This is a genomic window from Octadecabacter algicola, assembly GCF_021532625.1.
GTDB classification, from domain to species: domain Bacteria; phylum Pseudomonadota; class Alphaproteobacteria; order Rhodobacterales; family Rhodobacteraceae; genus Octadecabacter; species Octadecabacter algicola.
Genome location: NZ_JAKGAR010000001.1, coordinates 166676 through 179825 on the forward strand (window position 1 = coordinate 166676; position 13150 = coordinate 179825).

General features: G+C 54.1%; 12 protein-coding genes. 6 read left to right on the plus strand and 6 right to left on the minus strand.

Annotation, left to right across the window (positions count from 1 at the left end):
- Nucleotides 1–133: 133 nt before the first annotated feature.
- Nucleotides 134–2821, minus strand: coding sequence for an aconitate hydratase AcnA (gene acnA, locus L0666_RS00730; protein WP_235257122.1), 2688 nt, complete (start codon nucleotides 2819–2821; stop codon nucleotides 134–136).
- 212 nt (nucleotides 2822–3033) lie between these two features.
- Here acnA and L0666_RS00735 point away from each other — a divergent pair, with 212 nt between their 5' ends.
- Nucleotides 3034–3726: a DUF1223 domain-containing protein gene (locus L0666_RS00735; protein WP_235257124.1), complete on the plus strand. Its 693-nt coding sequence runs from the start codon at nucleotides 3034–3036 to the stop codon at nucleotides 3724–3726.
- An 11-nt stretch (nucleotides 3727–3737) separates the two neighbouring features.
- On the opposite strand, the gene L0666_RS00740 is transcribed toward L0666_RS00735, so the two are convergent.
- Both L0666_RS00740 and L0666_RS00745 read right to left on the minus strand, forming a co-directional pair.
- Nucleotides 3738–4775, minus strand: coding sequence for a FliG C-terminal domain-containing protein (locus L0666_RS00740; RefSeq protein WP_235257126.1), 1038 nt, complete (start codon nucleotides 4773–4775; stop codon nucleotides 3738–3740).
- A gap of 164 nt (nucleotides 4776–4939) precedes the next feature.
- On the minus strand, nucleotides 4940–5440 hold the full coding sequence (locus L0666_RS00745) for an autoinducer binding domain-containing protein (protein ID WP_235257128.1): 501 nt from the start codon (nucleotides 5438–5440) through the stop codon (nucleotides 4940–4942).
- A gap of 147 nt (nucleotides 5441–5587) precedes the next feature.
- On the opposite strand from L0666_RS00745, the gene L0666_RS00750 reads away from it, so the two are divergent.
- Both L0666_RS00750 and L0666_RS00755 read left to right on the plus strand, forming a co-directional pair.
- Nucleotides 5588–6193 (plus strand): helix-turn-helix transcriptional regulator, encoded by a 606-nt coding sequence (locus tag L0666_RS00750; RefSeq protein WP_418887965.1) that lies wholly within the window; start codon nucleotides 5588–5590, stop codon nucleotides 6191–6193.
- Between the two features lie 139 nt (nucleotides 6194–6332).
- Nucleotides 6333–6959 carry an acyl-homoserine-lactone synthase gene (locus L0666_RS00755; protein WP_235257132.1) on the plus strand — a complete coding sequence of 209 codons (627 nt, stop codon included), beginning with the start codon at nucleotides 6333–6335 and terminating at the stop codon, nucleotides 6957–6959.
- Nucleotides 6960–7024: 65 nt separating this feature from the next.
- On the opposite strand, the gene purB is transcribed toward L0666_RS00755, so the two are convergent.
- Entirely contained in the window at nucleotides 7025–8335 is a 1311-nt protein-coding gene (gene purB, locus L0666_RS00760) for an adenylosuccinate lyase (RefSeq protein WP_235257134.1), read from the minus strand.
- A 99-nt stretch (nucleotides 8336–8434) separates the two neighbouring features.
- On the opposite strand from purB, the gene L0666_RS00765 reads away from it, so the two are divergent.
- Both L0666_RS00765 and L0666_RS00770 read left to right on the plus strand, forming a co-directional pair.
- Nucleotides 8435–8851: a DUF6314 family protein gene (locus L0666_RS00765; protein WP_235257135.1), complete on the plus strand. Its 417-nt coding sequence runs from the start codon at nucleotides 8435–8437 to the stop codon at nucleotides 8849–8851.
- Nucleotides 8852–8930: 79 nt separating this feature from the next.
- Complete coding sequence (locus L0666_RS00770) at nucleotides 8931–9533, plus strand: biotin transporter BioY (RefSeq protein WP_235257137.1); 603 nt, start codon at nucleotides 8931–8933, stop codon at nucleotides 9531–9533.
- 95 nt (nucleotides 9534–9628) lie between these two features.
- Here the strand turns inward: L0666_RS00770 and L0666_RS00775 are convergent, their stop codons facing one another.
- On the minus strand, nucleotides 9629–10837 hold the full coding sequence (locus L0666_RS00775; RefSeq protein ID WP_235257139.1) for a bifunctional alpha/beta hydrolase/OsmC family protein: 1209 nt from the start codon (nucleotides 10835–10837) through the stop codon (nucleotides 9629–9631).
- A gap of 87 nt (nucleotides 10838–10924) precedes the next feature.
- Between L0666_RS00775 and L0666_RS00780 the strand changes: the two genes are divergently transcribed.
- Nucleotides 10925–11794: an endonuclease/exonuclease/phosphatase family protein gene (locus L0666_RS00780; protein ID WP_235257141.1), complete on the plus strand. Its 870-nt coding sequence runs from the start codon at nucleotides 10925–10927 to the stop codon at nucleotides 11792–11794.
- On the opposite strand, the gene dddP is transcribed toward L0666_RS00780, so the two are convergent.
- Nucleotides 11791–13131, minus strand: coding sequence for a dimethylsulfonioproprionate lyase DddP (gene dddP, locus L0666_RS00785; RefSeq protein ID WP_235257143.1), 1341 nt, complete (start codon nucleotides 13129–13131; stop codon nucleotides 11791–11793). The two genes, L0666_RS00780 and dddP, sit on opposite strands and share 4 nt — an antisense overlap.
- Nucleotides 13132–13150 lie beyond the last annotated feature (19 nt).

The window sequence follows — 13150 nt, forward strand, 5'->3', positions numbered from 1 at the left end:
TCTTGTTTGTCTGTTGCCTTTGTTTAGCAAACACATTGAGGAGTCGAGCTTGCTAGACGGGGCAGAGCCCCCCAAACGAAAAAAGCCGCGCCCGTTAGGGCGCGACCTTTAGATCATTTAAATGCCTGAAAGCTTAGGCAGATTTTGCGAGGTTCCGCAGCACGTAGTGCAGAACGCCACCGTGTTCGATGTATTCAATCTCGATCGCTGTATCGATGCGGCACTTCAATGTGATGTTTTTCACTGTGCCGTCGGCCATTGTGATTTCACATGGAACTTCCTGAAGTGGTGTCACGCTGTCCAGACCTGTGATGGAAACTGTTTCGTCACCTGTAAGACCAAGCGACTTGCGGCTGTCACCACCTGTGAACTCAAAAGGAATAACGCCCATGCCAACAAGGTTGGAACGGTGAATACGCTCAAAGCTTTCAGCGATGACCGCTTTGACACCCAGAAGGTTCGTACCCTTCGCAGCCCAGTCGCGAGAAGACCCTGCACCGTACTGCTCGCCACCAAAGATCACAGTCGGGGTGCCTGCAGCTTGGTAGGCCATCGCCGCGTCAAAGATAGACGTTTGTGCGCCATCCGGACCCTTTGTGTAGCCGCCTTCAACGCCGTCAAGCATTTCGTTCTTGATGCGGATGTTGGCGAATGTACCGCGCATCATGACTTCGTGGTTACCACGGCGCGAACCGTAGGAGTTGAATTCACGAACAGGAACTTGGCGTTCTTTCAGGTACTGACCCGCAGGTGTCGTTTCAGCGAAAGAACCGGCAGGGGAGATGTGGTCGGTTGTGATCATGTCACCCAACACGGCCAGAACTTTTGCGCCTTCAACGTTGGTGATGACACCAGGTTCTTTGGACATACCTTGGAAGTACGGCGGGTTCTGGATGTATGTGGACTGAGCAGGCCAGTCGTATGTTTCCGCATCCGTTGTTTCAACACCCTGCCATTTTTCGTCGCCTTTGAAGACGTCAGCATACTTGGATTGGAACGCTTCGCGCGTCACAGTCTTTTCAACCATGTCGGCAACTTCTTTGGATGTTGGCCAGATGTCTTTCAGGTAGACGTCTTTGCCATCAGGCGTTTGGGCGATCGGATCTGTTGCCAGATTGATGTCCATTGTACCGGCCAGCGCATATGCCACCACGAGAGGAGGGGACGCGAGGTAGTTGGCACGAACGTCAGGCGAGATACGGCCTTCGAAGTTACGGTTACCAGACAGAACCGATGTCGCGACCAGATCACCTTCGGCGATAGCGTCGGACAGTTCTTTCTGGATCGGGCCAGAGTTACCGATACATGTTGTGCAACCGTAGCCAACCAAGTTGAACCCGATTTTGTCGAGCTCGTCTTGCAGGCCAGCGGCCTCAAGGTATGCGGACACAACTTGTGAACCCGGCGCGAGGGATGTCTTAACCCAAGGCTTGCGGTTCAGACCCAATGCGGCAGCTTTCTGAGCCACAAGGCCCGCACCGATCATCACGTAGGGGTTGGATGTGTTTGTGCAGGATGTGATCGACGCGATCACAACCTTGCCGCTGTCCATTGTGTAGTCTTCGCCAGCGACGGCCACTTCTTTGCCCATTGGACGCTTGAATGTTTCTTCCATTTCTTTGCGGAAGGCATCTTTTGCGCCAGTCAGTGCAACGTAGTCCTGTGGGCGTTTCGGACCCGAGATCGCTGGAACGATTGTGCCCATGTCGAGTTCGAGTGTGGATGTGTAGACTGGGTTGTAGTCCGCACCACGCCAGAAACCGTTTTCTTTTGCATAGGCTTCGACCAATGCGATGCGGTCTTCTTCGCGGCCTGTATTGCGCAGGTAACGAAGCGTTTCGTCATCAATTGGGAAGAAACCACATGTTGCGCCGTATTCTGGTGCCATGTTTGCGATTGTTGCACGGTCTGCCAGTGGCAGATGGTCGAGGCCTTCGCCGTAGAATTCAACGAACTTGGACACAACGCCGTGGGCGCGCAGCATTTCAACGACTTTAAGCACGAGGTCGGTACCGGTGGTGCCTTCCATCATTGCGCCTGTCAGTTTGAAACCAACAACTTCCGGGATCAGCATGGAAATCGGCTGGCCGAGCATAGACGCTTCGGCCTCAATCCCGCCAACGCCCCAACCCAGAACAGCAGCGCCGTTCACCATGGTTGTGTGAGAGTCAGTACCGACGAGCGTGTCAGGGTAAGCAACTTCTTCGCCATTTTGGTCTTTGTCAGTCCAAACAGTCTGCGAAAGATACTCGAGGTTCACCTGGTGACAGATACCTGTGCCCGGAGGAACAACGCGGAAGTTGGAGAATGCAGACTGGCCCCATTTCAGGAATGTGTAACGCTCAAGGTTGCGTTCATATTCGCGGTCCACGTTCATCTGGAACGCACGTGGGTTACCGAATTCGTCGATCATCACGGAGTGGTCAATGACGAGATCAACTGGGTTCAACGGGTTGATTTGCTGAGCGTCGCCACCGAGGGCAACAATACCGTCACGCATTGCTGCGAGGTCAACAACAGCCGGAACGCCTGTGAAATCTTGCATCAAAACGCGGGCAGGGCGGTATGCGATTTCGCGAGGGTTCTTGCCGCCTTTAGCGCCCCACTCAGCGAATGCTTTGATGTCGTCTACGGAAACTGTCTTGCCGTCTTCAAAACGAAGCATGTTCTCAAGAACGACTTTCAGCGCGGCTGGAAGGTTCGAGAAATCGCCAAGGCCTGCTTCTGTTGCGGCTGGGATCGAATAATAAGCAATCGACTGATCGCCGACCTTTAGCGTCTTGCGCGTTTTAGCGGTATCGTGTCCAACTGTGATGGTCATCTGCGTCTCTCCTGCGGGAACGTGGGAAGTGAGTCTGGTTGCGGTATACAATTGCACACAATGGTTGCCAAGGCCCGTTTTCCCTGAATTTTATGCGCTTAATTGTCACGTGTTTACTGTGTTCCACACAATTGTAACAGCCCATCGCAAACGGTTGATTGGCCTGTTAGGTCTGACTGGGTTAGGCAAGGACAACGAAACTAGGAATCCCCATGCGTAAAACCTTTGCTGCCCTCGCCTCATGCATTGCATTTGCCACCCCCGCCGTGGCGGATGGCCCTGTCGTCGTCGAACTATATACCTCGCAAGGCTGTTCAAGTTGCCCTCCGGCGGATGCGATTCTGCTGGAACTTGCTGCACGTTCGGATGTTCTCGCGCTCGCTCTTCATGTTGACTATTGGGACTACATTGGCTGGGCCGACACTTTTGGCAGCCCCGCCTTTACACGGCGCCAACAGCAATATGCGCATGCTGCAGGCGACAGCACGATCTATACACCACAAATGGTAATTGCAGGGCGGGATCACGTCATCGGGACAAAGCCGATGGAGGTGTCTGACCTGATCCGACGCCACAGCGCCGCCCAAACTGGCGTGCAGGTTGCAGCCGAGCTTCAGGGTAATCAGTTGCGGATCACCGGAACTTCACCGCGGCCATTTGATAGCGCTGCGATGGTTCAAGTGGTCCGGTTCGATCCAGAGCAGACCGTTGATATTGGTCGCGGCGAAAACCAAGGGCGGTCTATCCGATACGCGAATATCGTTACGGATTGGCAGGTCGTTGGCGAATGGGGTGGCCGCGAAGGCTTGGACCAAACCGTTCGGCTGAGCGGTAATGGAGCAGTCGCCGTGATCGTGCAAACGCGTGGCCCTCGCAACATTTTGGCGACAGCGGTCTTACGTTAAGGGCATCGAGGCTAATCGTCGTCACCATCAACAATTAACGTTATCGTACCTGCATCAGCTGCGGCTCGGATAGCTGTAACAACAGCATTTTGGGCCGCTTCTGCATCCGAGAGTTTAATTTTACCGGCTTCGCCCATCTCTTCGCGCAGGTTATCGGCCATTCGATTGGACATGTTGTCCAGCAAGTAGTTCGCCGCTACGGCCAACGGACCGCCGGTGGCTGCGGCTGAGGCCAAGGCACGCACCAGATCGCTGGAGTCGATGTCACGTAGGATTTTCGGAACGTCGGGTACAGCTAGGCGGGCAGGGATGTCTGCGAACGTAAAGATGGCTTTGCGCACGCCTTCGCCGAAACTTGGATCTTCGGAAAGCAGCCCTTCGAGAACTTGTTCGCGAGTTGCCGCAGGGCTGGAATTAAGAATCGCGCCCACGCGGCTTTCAGCGGTTTCGCTAAAGGCGGGCAGGGCGGCACCACAATAGTGCTGTGCCAACCCTGTCCCGATCCGCGCGATTGCGTCTGCCCGAATGTTTGAAGTCTTAGACATGGAAAAAGCAATGCGACGTGCCGTTTCCCCCGGAACGAGGCCAAGCAGCGTGGCTGCTTTTGATGTTGGGAGTTTAGATAGCAGTATGGCCGAGACTTCGGGGCTTTCGGCGGCGGTGATCGGCACCATTTCATCGGCCGTCAATTCGAGGACAATCGCCCATGGATCGCTGCCGTTTTGGGCGGCGGCCTCTTCGCGCAGTCTTGCGACCGTTGATGCGGAAATTCGTCCGTCGAGGGATTTGAGAGCGGCTTCGACACTGCCGGGGGCCGTAAGGGCGACATCGGAAAGCTCGGCCGCAAATTCGATCGCCACGTTCTTTAATGTCTCCCGGTCAATGATGTTCAGGCCGCCGAGTTCGCGGGTCAAACGGGCTTGTGCGGCTTCGGGCAATTGGCTGAGGGGGAGGTCCCCGCCATCGCGCAATAAAAGCTGAACGACCATTGCTGCCTTACGTGAACGCGGCAAAACGGGTGTGGTGGCCTGAGGCATCGTACTCGACAAACTGCGCGCTCCTGTTGAAAGTTGGAGCAGTTTTAGCACGGTTTAGGTGAATGGGGGCTTAACAGGGCTTCGTGAATCCGTAAATTTGCGGCGTTCTGGGGGCGATTCACAGTCGTTTCAAGGTAATTCGCTGAGAGGCGGGCGCACAAGGTATTTGCAGGATATCAACCCTTGGTTGTGCCTGGGTGGGTCATCTTGATCGAGAGCGCCTGCAATTCTTGGCGCATTTTGTCGCCCATGCCGGTGTTTGAGGCCGTAAGATCATGAAGATCTTGGACGTGAGCGCTGAGAACAGCGATTTCATCATCCGTGAATTCACGATCACCGCGAGAGAAACCGGCACAGCTGCGGCTGCCATTGGTTTCTGTGGCAATTGCAACGCCGTAGGTCATGCCAAATGCAAGTGACTGTTCCAGAACGTTATGATCGTCATACTCACCAAGGGATGACCAACGTATGGATCCTGTTTCAGTGAACCCCCAACGAACGATGGGGTCGACCATCACGTAGCCTTTTTCTGAGTACAGGTCGGTCCATTCCTTGGCATAAGTTTGGAACAGAAAGTCAGGGGAGGTTAAGCGGATGTGAAATGCAATCGCAAACCCAGCCGGAGACAAGGTCTCAACTGTTTCGAGAATTTCCCTGATTTTTGATGTGTTTGACATTCCTGTGTATACTCGCTTTCAAGTTGCTAAGCTCCAACTGGCTGGACTAAGGTGCGTTCACAGTCAGTGGTTTGAATGGTAGGTGTTTTTAATGCAGAATGACAGTGACAATTGTTTCAATTGGCCGATTGAGGTGCCCGGATCTTGATGAACCTGTCTTCACATGAGGAAGTGAGTTCTCTTGCTACGACTGGCTATTATATAGCGTTGCGGGTCGGTTTTGCATTTCCATTGGAAGAAGTGAATGCGCTTCCGGTCGCTTGGGCTGAACACTACACGACCCACCGTTTTATGCTGCATGATCCCGTAATCCGTTGGATTTACGCTAATACTGGAGCGATCGCGTGGAGCGGGATTGAACTCCCCGATCCTATGCGCGTGCTGGATCAGGCCCAGACTTTTGGGCTGCGATACGGTGTTGCGGTCGCCTGTTTTGACGGTAACCGAGAAGGGCAAAGGTCATTCGGTACGTTTGCACGGTCTGACCGTGAATTTGATAAGCTCGAGATCGACGCTTTGTACGCCTATGTTCTTAAACGTCATCACGAGAAAGCACCGCCAACGAATCTCACCAATGCAGAGCTGGAAGCACTGAAAATGGTGAAAGAGGGAATGCGGTTGAAGCAAATTGCTTATGACTTGGGCGTTTCTGAAGGGGCCGTTAAGCAGCGCCTTAAGAATGCAAAAACCAAATTGAACGCACAAACATCGGCGCAAGCTGCTGCAATGGCTGCAGAATTTGGCTTATTCTGAGCTATTTTAATTTATTAACAAATAGTTAACGGGCGCTCTTCGGGAACCATTCTGGATTAATTCTAATCTCGAAACGGTTTATTAGTTAACAAACGATTGTTCAGAGCGCTAAATGGACTCTCCAAATAGGAGAGTCTCTATGAAAAATGTCACCTTTGAATTGTCTAACGTCCACCAGTACGGATCTTCGTTTTTTGATTACCTTGCATTACGCAAACAATTCTTTGTCGATGCGCTGCATTGGCAAATCCCGCATAATGCGGAGGTCGAGATGGACCAATACGATAACCCCATGGCCCGCTATTCCCTAGTTCTCGATGATGAGGGACGGGTTCTTGCAGGCGCGCGCGCGATGTCTACGTCAGCGGTTTGGGGCGATCACACCTATATGCTCAAGGACGCTATGACGGGGAAACTGGATACGATCCCCAGTGATCTGCTGACCGACGTAATCGACAGTCCAAAGGTTTGGGAATGCACTCGATTGGTGATCGCACCAGAGGTGAATTCGATGCGCATGCGGACACAGTGCCTTGATCTTATCGTCGAAGGGCTGATTGAGATGGCCAACAAAGAAGGCGCTGACACGTTGATATCACTGTCAAACCTATGGCTTCTGCGCGCATTGAAGCGGTTGGGTTATGGTGCGGAACTGCTGGGAGAACCCTATGAGAACGGGGATGATGGTCACAAATACGCTGTCATGGCGATCGCGGCACGCCACAAGCAAGTCGCGAACAATGTCTTGCAAATGACGGCGGCGTAAATGCTTAGCAGTCCATGGGCCCACGTGTTGTGTTTTTAGGGGCCCATGGAAGGTTTTGCTGATCGTTAGGACGTTTCGCCAAATACGCGGGCAAAAATCGTGTCGACGTGTTTGGTGTGGTAGCCAAGGTCGAACTTTTCCTTGATGGCATCGACGCCCAAGGCGGCAACCACTTGTTCATCCGCAAGCAACTCTTCTTGGAAATCCGTGCGGTGTTCCCACACTTTCAGCGCGTTGCGCTGCACCATCGAATAGGCGTCTTCGCGCGATGTGCCAGCTTGTGTCAGGGCCAAAAGCACGCGCTGAGACATAACCAATCCCGGAAACTTGTTCATGTTGTCGAGCATGTTGTCAGGGAAGATCAACATTTTCTCGATAACGCCTGTCAAACGGCTAAGCGCGAAATCAAGTGTTACAGTCGCGTCTGGGCCAATGCCGCGTTCCACGGAGGAATGCGAAATATCGCGTTCATGCCACAGGGCGACGTTTTCCATAGCGGGGATCACGGTCATCCGCACAAGGCGGGCAAGTCCGGTGAGGTTTTCTGTCAGAACTGGGTTCTTCTTGTGCGGCATCGCGCTGGACCCTTTTTGGCCCATTGAGAAAAACTCTGCGCCTTCCAGAACTTCGGTGCGTTGCATGTGGCGGATTTCAGTTGCGACATTTTCGATAGACGACGCAATCACACCGAGCGTTGCAAAGAACATCGCGTGGCGATCACGCGGGATGACCTGTGTGCTGATCGGTTCAGGTGAGAGGCCCAGCTTTTCGCAAACATGTTCTTCGACAGCTGGGTCGATGTTGGCAAATGTGCCAACCGCGCCAGAGATCGCGCCAGTGGCAACTTCTTCGCGGGCGAGTTTCAGACGTGCAAGGTTGCGATCCATTTCCGCATAGAACCGCGCGAACGTCAGGCCCATTGTTGTTGGTTCTGCGTGGATACCGTGGCTGCGGCCGACGCGAACAGTCATTTTGTGTTCCATGGCGCGTTTCTTTAGCGCAGCGAGGAGACCTTCGAGGTCAGCAACAAGAATGTCTGCTGCGCGAACAAGCTGAACGTTGAAACAAGTGTCCAAGACGTCAGAGGATGTCATGCCTTGGTGCACGAAGCGGGCTTCGTCGCTGCCGACATGTTCTGCAAGGTGTGTCAGGAACGCGATCACGTCGTGTTTTGTTACAGCTTCGATTTCGTCGATCCGTGCTACGTCGAATTCAACATCCTTGGCTTTCCAGACCGCATCCGCGTTTTCGCGAGGGATGACGCCGATGTCGGCCATGGCGTCACAGGCGTGGGCCTCGATCTCGTACCAGATTTTGAACTTGGTAGCGGGCTCCCAAATGTCGGTCATCACGGGGCGGGCATAGCGAGGGATCATGGCGGCGGCCTTTTCTTCAGGGTGCAAATAGGTATTGGGGGCGTCATAAGGTGCAGGCGTTCAGGTCACAAGGGCCGGACAAAAGGGATTGATAAGGCAATGCGTACAATTTCGGATTTCCTAGGTGTTTATAAGGTCACGCGCGAGATCGCCGATCACAGGGCCGAGGCGCGGTCCCAGTTTGACGGGCAGGCGGTGATCGCGGCGACGGCAGAGGGCGCAACCTACCGCGAGACGGGGGGACTGATCGTCAATGGGCAGCGCTTTGAGGCTGAGCGCAGTTATCTATGGCAACAGGCGGGCGACAGGATTTGGGTAAGCTTTGAGGATGGACGGGCTTTTCATGATTTTGATCCGCAGTCGGGTGGTTTGGCGAGCGAACACTTGTGCGGAGAAGATATGTATCGCGGAGGTTATGAGGTTTCAGATTGGCCCTTATGGTCAGTCACTTGGAACGTTAAGGGGCCTCGTAAAGACTACCGATCCGTAACGATCTATGAAATGTGTTCGCGCTAACAAGAGCCTTCGCACTTGCAGAAACGAACCTGCTAAGGCATTCAAGGCCCCAACACGGACTGAAAAGGGAAGAATTCTGATGACAACGACAATGACAATGAATGATAAAGTGCTGACAGAGGCCTTTGGCGCGAACGAAGGCGCCGCATTGCGCGTAAAGCAGGCTCTTTTGGTTGTTGCCGGGATTGCAGCCATGGCTGCGTTGGCAAAAATTCAAGTGTTCCTGCCGGGCAATCCTGTTCCAATCACAATGGGTACATTCGGTATCTTGACCATCGGTGCAGCATACGGCGCGCGTTTGGGTTTGGTAACGATCCTTGGCTACCTTGCACTGGGTGCGATGGGTGCGACTGTTTTCGCCGGTGAGAAAGCTGGCCTGACATACATGATGGGCGGCACAGGCGGCTATCTTGTTGGGTACGTTCTGGCGACGCTTGCTCTTGGTTTTGCTGCGCGCAAAGGCTGGGACCGCAATGTTCTGCAGATGGCTTTGGCTATGCTGGTCGGCAACGCGCTGATCTACATCCCGGGCCTTCTATGGTTGAACGGTTTCGCTGAAAGCTGGGCTCAGACACTTGAGTGGGGCATCACACCATTCCTTATCGGTGATGCGCTGAAGCTTGTGCTGGCTGCGCTTTTGGTTCCAGCTGTCTGGAAATTTATCGGCAAAGCCCGCGGCTAATATCTGCGACGGTTTAGAAATTGAGAGGCGCGGAGCAATGCTCCGCGCCTCTTTCTTTTTGTAGGTATCTTTGCTGGACCTGAACCAATAGCGGCTTAGGCCAGTTTTGTGTCGATATGGTTCGAGCGTTCCAACGTTTGGTGCACAGGGCAGCGGTCTGCAATTTCCAACAGGCGTTTGCGTTGGGTTTCGTCCAGATCACCGGTCAGCGTGATGGTGCGTACGAACCGGTCAATCTTTGCCTTTGTCTCTGCGCCCGCGTCTTGGCCGTGGACTTTGTCATGGGTCACATCAACCGAGACGTGATCCAGTGGCCAGCCCTTGCGACGGGCGTACATACGGATCGTCATCGACGTACAGGCCCCGAGGCCCGCTGAAAGGAACCCATAAGGAGTAAGTCCCTTGTTGGTTCCACCGTAGGCCGCCGGTTCATCTGCAAGAACATGGTGAGGACCTGAGTGGATGTCCTGTAGATAGCCATTCGGATCGGCCTCCGACACGCGCAGCACGCCTTCGGGGGTGCCAATAGGGGGCGCAGGGCGGCGCAGGTCGAGGTAACGCGCAGCCCACGTGGCGATGACGTCTGCGGCGTATTCTGCATCCTCGGCGTTGCTGAGCAGGTGGTCCGCGTTGTCCAGCGTCACGAAAGATTTCGGATGTTTGGCCGCAAGGAAGATTTCGGATGCATTATCGATCGAAACTGTGGCGTCGCGTGGGCCATGAAGAACAAGCAGTGCTGCGTTCAGGTTTGCGATTGCCGGCGTAAGTTCGCCTTTTGCGACATCCTCGAGGAAATCATTGGAAATGCGGAAAGACCGGCCGCCAAGCGATACCTCTGCGATGCCGTCGCGCATGATGTCAGGCAGGGCGTGTGCAAAGTTATGGGTCACATGTTCCAGATCAAACGGCGCGCCGATGGTGGCGACAGCTTTGATGCTGTCCATCTCGGCAGCTGCTTTGAGGACTGCCGCACCGCCGAGAGAATGCCCGATCAGCAGCGACGGGGTCATGTTGCGTTTATCCAGTTCTGCACAAGCCGTCACAAGATCCTGCACATTGGTGGTGAAGTTTGTGTTTTCAAATTCACCTTCCGAATGGCCGAGCCCCGTGAAATCAAATCGAAGCACTGCAATGCCAAGGCCCGCCAATCGCGCGGCGACGCGGCGCGCTGCGGGGATGTCTTTTGAACAGGTGAAACAATGCGCAAATAGGGCCGTCGCAAGATGCGGACCGTCGGGCAGATCCAGACGTGCAGACAGCTGGCCACCATCATGGCCGGGGAAGGTGAAACGCTCTGTGGGCATGGGGCAATTCCTTTGGTTGCCCTTAACGTGGACGCGGGGCAAAAGACCTGCAAGAGATGTGACGGCTTCGTCACGCAGAGGTGAGATATGTGGCAACTGATTGGGCGTAGTTTGGTTATCTGCGCGGGTATCGTTTTTGCGATGTCGTTTGCGGGTGACATACATGGGCTTGGTGACAGTTTGGCTGTTTTTCGACCCGTTATTTTGCTTGGTTCATTGGGTGTTTGTGTTTTGGTCTGGCGGTGGCGCGTTGCACAGGCCTTGGTTGTTTCCGTCTGCCTTGTTGCGCTGTGGTATGGGGCAGGGCTGGTCCCATCGGGCGACCCTGCGTTGCAGCCCGATATCAGTATTTATCAAAAGAACATGCTGTTTCTGCCGAGTGATCGGACAGAATTGATCGCTGACATTCGAGAATCAGGTGCGGATGTGGTGACGCTTCAGGAGGTCAGTCATGCAAACACGCCCATGTTGGGCGCGTTGCGCGACGACTACCCATATCAATTGCTGTGCAATGCGCATGAAGTTGGAGTTGTCGCGGTGCTGTCGCGAACGCCCTTTACGCAAGAGACATGTGCGAACCAACCTGGATTTGGAGTGGTGAGCACCGAGGTGAGTGGCGTGTTGGTGCAGGTCGCGTCAGTGCATCTGTTTTGGCCTTGGCCGCGCTCCCAGCAACAGCAAGTTACTGCGTGGCTGGACGAGATGGTCCTTGATCCCAAACAGGCCACCGTCATTGGCGGTGATTTTAATATGGTCGCGTCTGGGCGCAGTATGGCGTGGATCGAAGACGCAACCGAAACGCAACGGGTGGGTCCATGGGTGCGAACCTATGATTTTTTCGGATACCCGCTTGGGATTGATCATGTTTTGGCGACGGGCGGGCAAGGTGCGTTGACGGTGCGCCCGCAGCTTGGCTCAGACCATTTTGGCCTTTTAGCAGGGATCGAGCTGCCCTAACGGCCCATCAACGCGTCATCGTGTGGGTATGTTGTTAAATTATCAAAGCCGTCCTCGGTGATCAAAACCTGATCTTCGAGCTTGATCGAAAAATCACCGCCCTCGGGGGAGACAAGTGCCTCAACGCAGATCGCCATTCCGGCCTCAAGTTCATGATCAAAGGCACCCTCCACCATCTTGTCAGGGTAGGCGACCAAAGGCCATTCATCGCATAGGCCCACGCCGTGCATCAAACAGCCGTATTTCTGTTTCTGGTACTTAGCGTCGAGAACATGTGTATTCTTGCTTAGGTCTTGGATGTTCACCCCTGGCTTAAGCATTTGCATATTTGTTTCAATATGTTCCACACCATGTTTCATGGCCTCGATCATATCATTGCGTGGTTTTTTGTCGCCGATCCACCAAGTGCGGCTGATATCGATGCAGATGCCGTAGCTGCCGATAAGATCTGTATCAAAGGCAAGGATTTCGTTGTGGTTTGGGATGCGCGGGCCGCATTCTTGGAACCACGGGTTGGTGCGTGGCCCTGTCGCTAACAGTCGTGTTTCGATCCATTCGCCGCCGCGCTTGATGTTTTCAGCGTGCAGGACCGCCCAGATGTCGTCTTCCGACGTCACGCCATCGCCCATATGGGCCCGAGCGAAGTCTTCCATCGCCTTCACGGATGTTTCACATGCGTGGTTGGCACAGCGCATGGCGAGTATTTCGTCGGGCCCTTTGATGGAACGCGCGTGTTCGGTGACTTCTTCGCCTTCCATGACCTCAAATCCGCGTGCTTCAAGGGCGCGCAGCCCGTCGACCATGATTTTATCAACCGCAAGGCGCCTGTTGTCGCCTGCATGTTCTCTCATCAGGTCGAGAACTTCGTCGGCGAAACTGCTGGCGGCTTGTTGGCCCTTGTTGCCATTGCTGAAGTAAAACATCGACGCGCCTGAGCGCTGTTCGCGAACCAAAGGGTTAAATTTGCTAAGGAATGGCGCGTTCTTGTAATCCCAGATAACCATATAGCCATCGGCGCAGACCAGCACTGCACGGAATGGGTTGTGGGTGTTCCACAACTGCATGTTGGTGCTGTCGGTCGCGTAGCGAATGTTGAGTGGGTCAAACATCAACACGCCTCCATAGCCACGTTTCACGATGTCTTGGGTCAAGCGATTCAGACGATAGGCACGCATTGCTTCGAGATTGGGGAGGATAAGCCCTGCGGCCTCCCACTCTTTTAGGGCCAGTTGGGTAGGGCCGATTTCTGTGCGGTCATTGTCATTCGGGCTGCCGTCGCCCAAAGTTAAACCACGGCTTGGATCGATTTTACGTGTTTCACTGTAACGCTGGTTCATAGGAAGCCTCATTCGTTAA

What these genes read in the sequence shown, in the direction of transcription:
- L0666_RS00755 (WP_235257132.1), top strand. Translation starts at nt 6,333, where the DNA reads ATGAAAAATGTCACCTTTGAATTGTCTAACGTCCACCAGTACGGATCT.
- acnA (WP_235257122.1), bottom strand. Translation starts at nt 2,821, where the DNA reads ATGACCATCACAGTTGGACACGATACCGCTAAAACGCGCAAGACGCTA.
- dddP (WP_235257143.1), bottom strand. Translation starts at nt 13,131, where the DNA reads ATGAACCAGCGTTACAGTGAAACACGTAAAATCGATCCAAGCCGTGGT.
- L0666_RS00770 (WP_235257137.1), top strand. Translation starts at nt 8,931, where the DNA reads ATGACAACGACAATGACAATGAATGATAAAGTGCTGACAGAGGCCTTT.
- L0666_RS00765 (WP_235257135.1), top strand. Translation starts at nt 8,435, where the DNA reads ATGCGTACAATTTCGGATTTCCTAGGTGTTTATAAGGTCACGCGCGAG.
- L0666_RS00735 (WP_235257124.1), top strand. Translation starts at nt 3,034, where the DNA reads ATGCGTAAAACCTTTGCTGCCCTCGCCTCATGCATTGCATTTGCCACC.
- L0666_RS00745 (WP_235257128.1), bottom strand. Translation starts at nt 5,440, where the DNA reads ATGTCAAACACATCAAAAATCAGGGAAATTCTCGAAACAGTTGAGACC.
- L0666_RS00750 (WP_418887965.1), top strand. Translation starts at nt 5,588, where the DNA reads ATGAACCTGTCTTCACATGAGGAAGTGAGTTCTCTTGCTACGACTGGC.
- L0666_RS00775 (WP_235257139.1), bottom strand. Translation starts at nt 10,837, where the DNA reads ATGCCCACAGAGCGTTTCACCTTCCCCGGCCATGATGGTGGCCAGCTG.
- L0666_RS00780 (WP_235257141.1), top strand. Translation starts at nt 10,925, where the DNA reads ATGTGGCAACTGATTGGGCGTAGTTTGGTTATCTGCGCGGGTATCGTT.
- purB (WP_235257134.1), bottom strand. Translation starts at nt 8,335, where the DNA reads ATGATCCCTCGCTATGCCCGCCCCGTGATGACCGACATTTGGGAGCCC.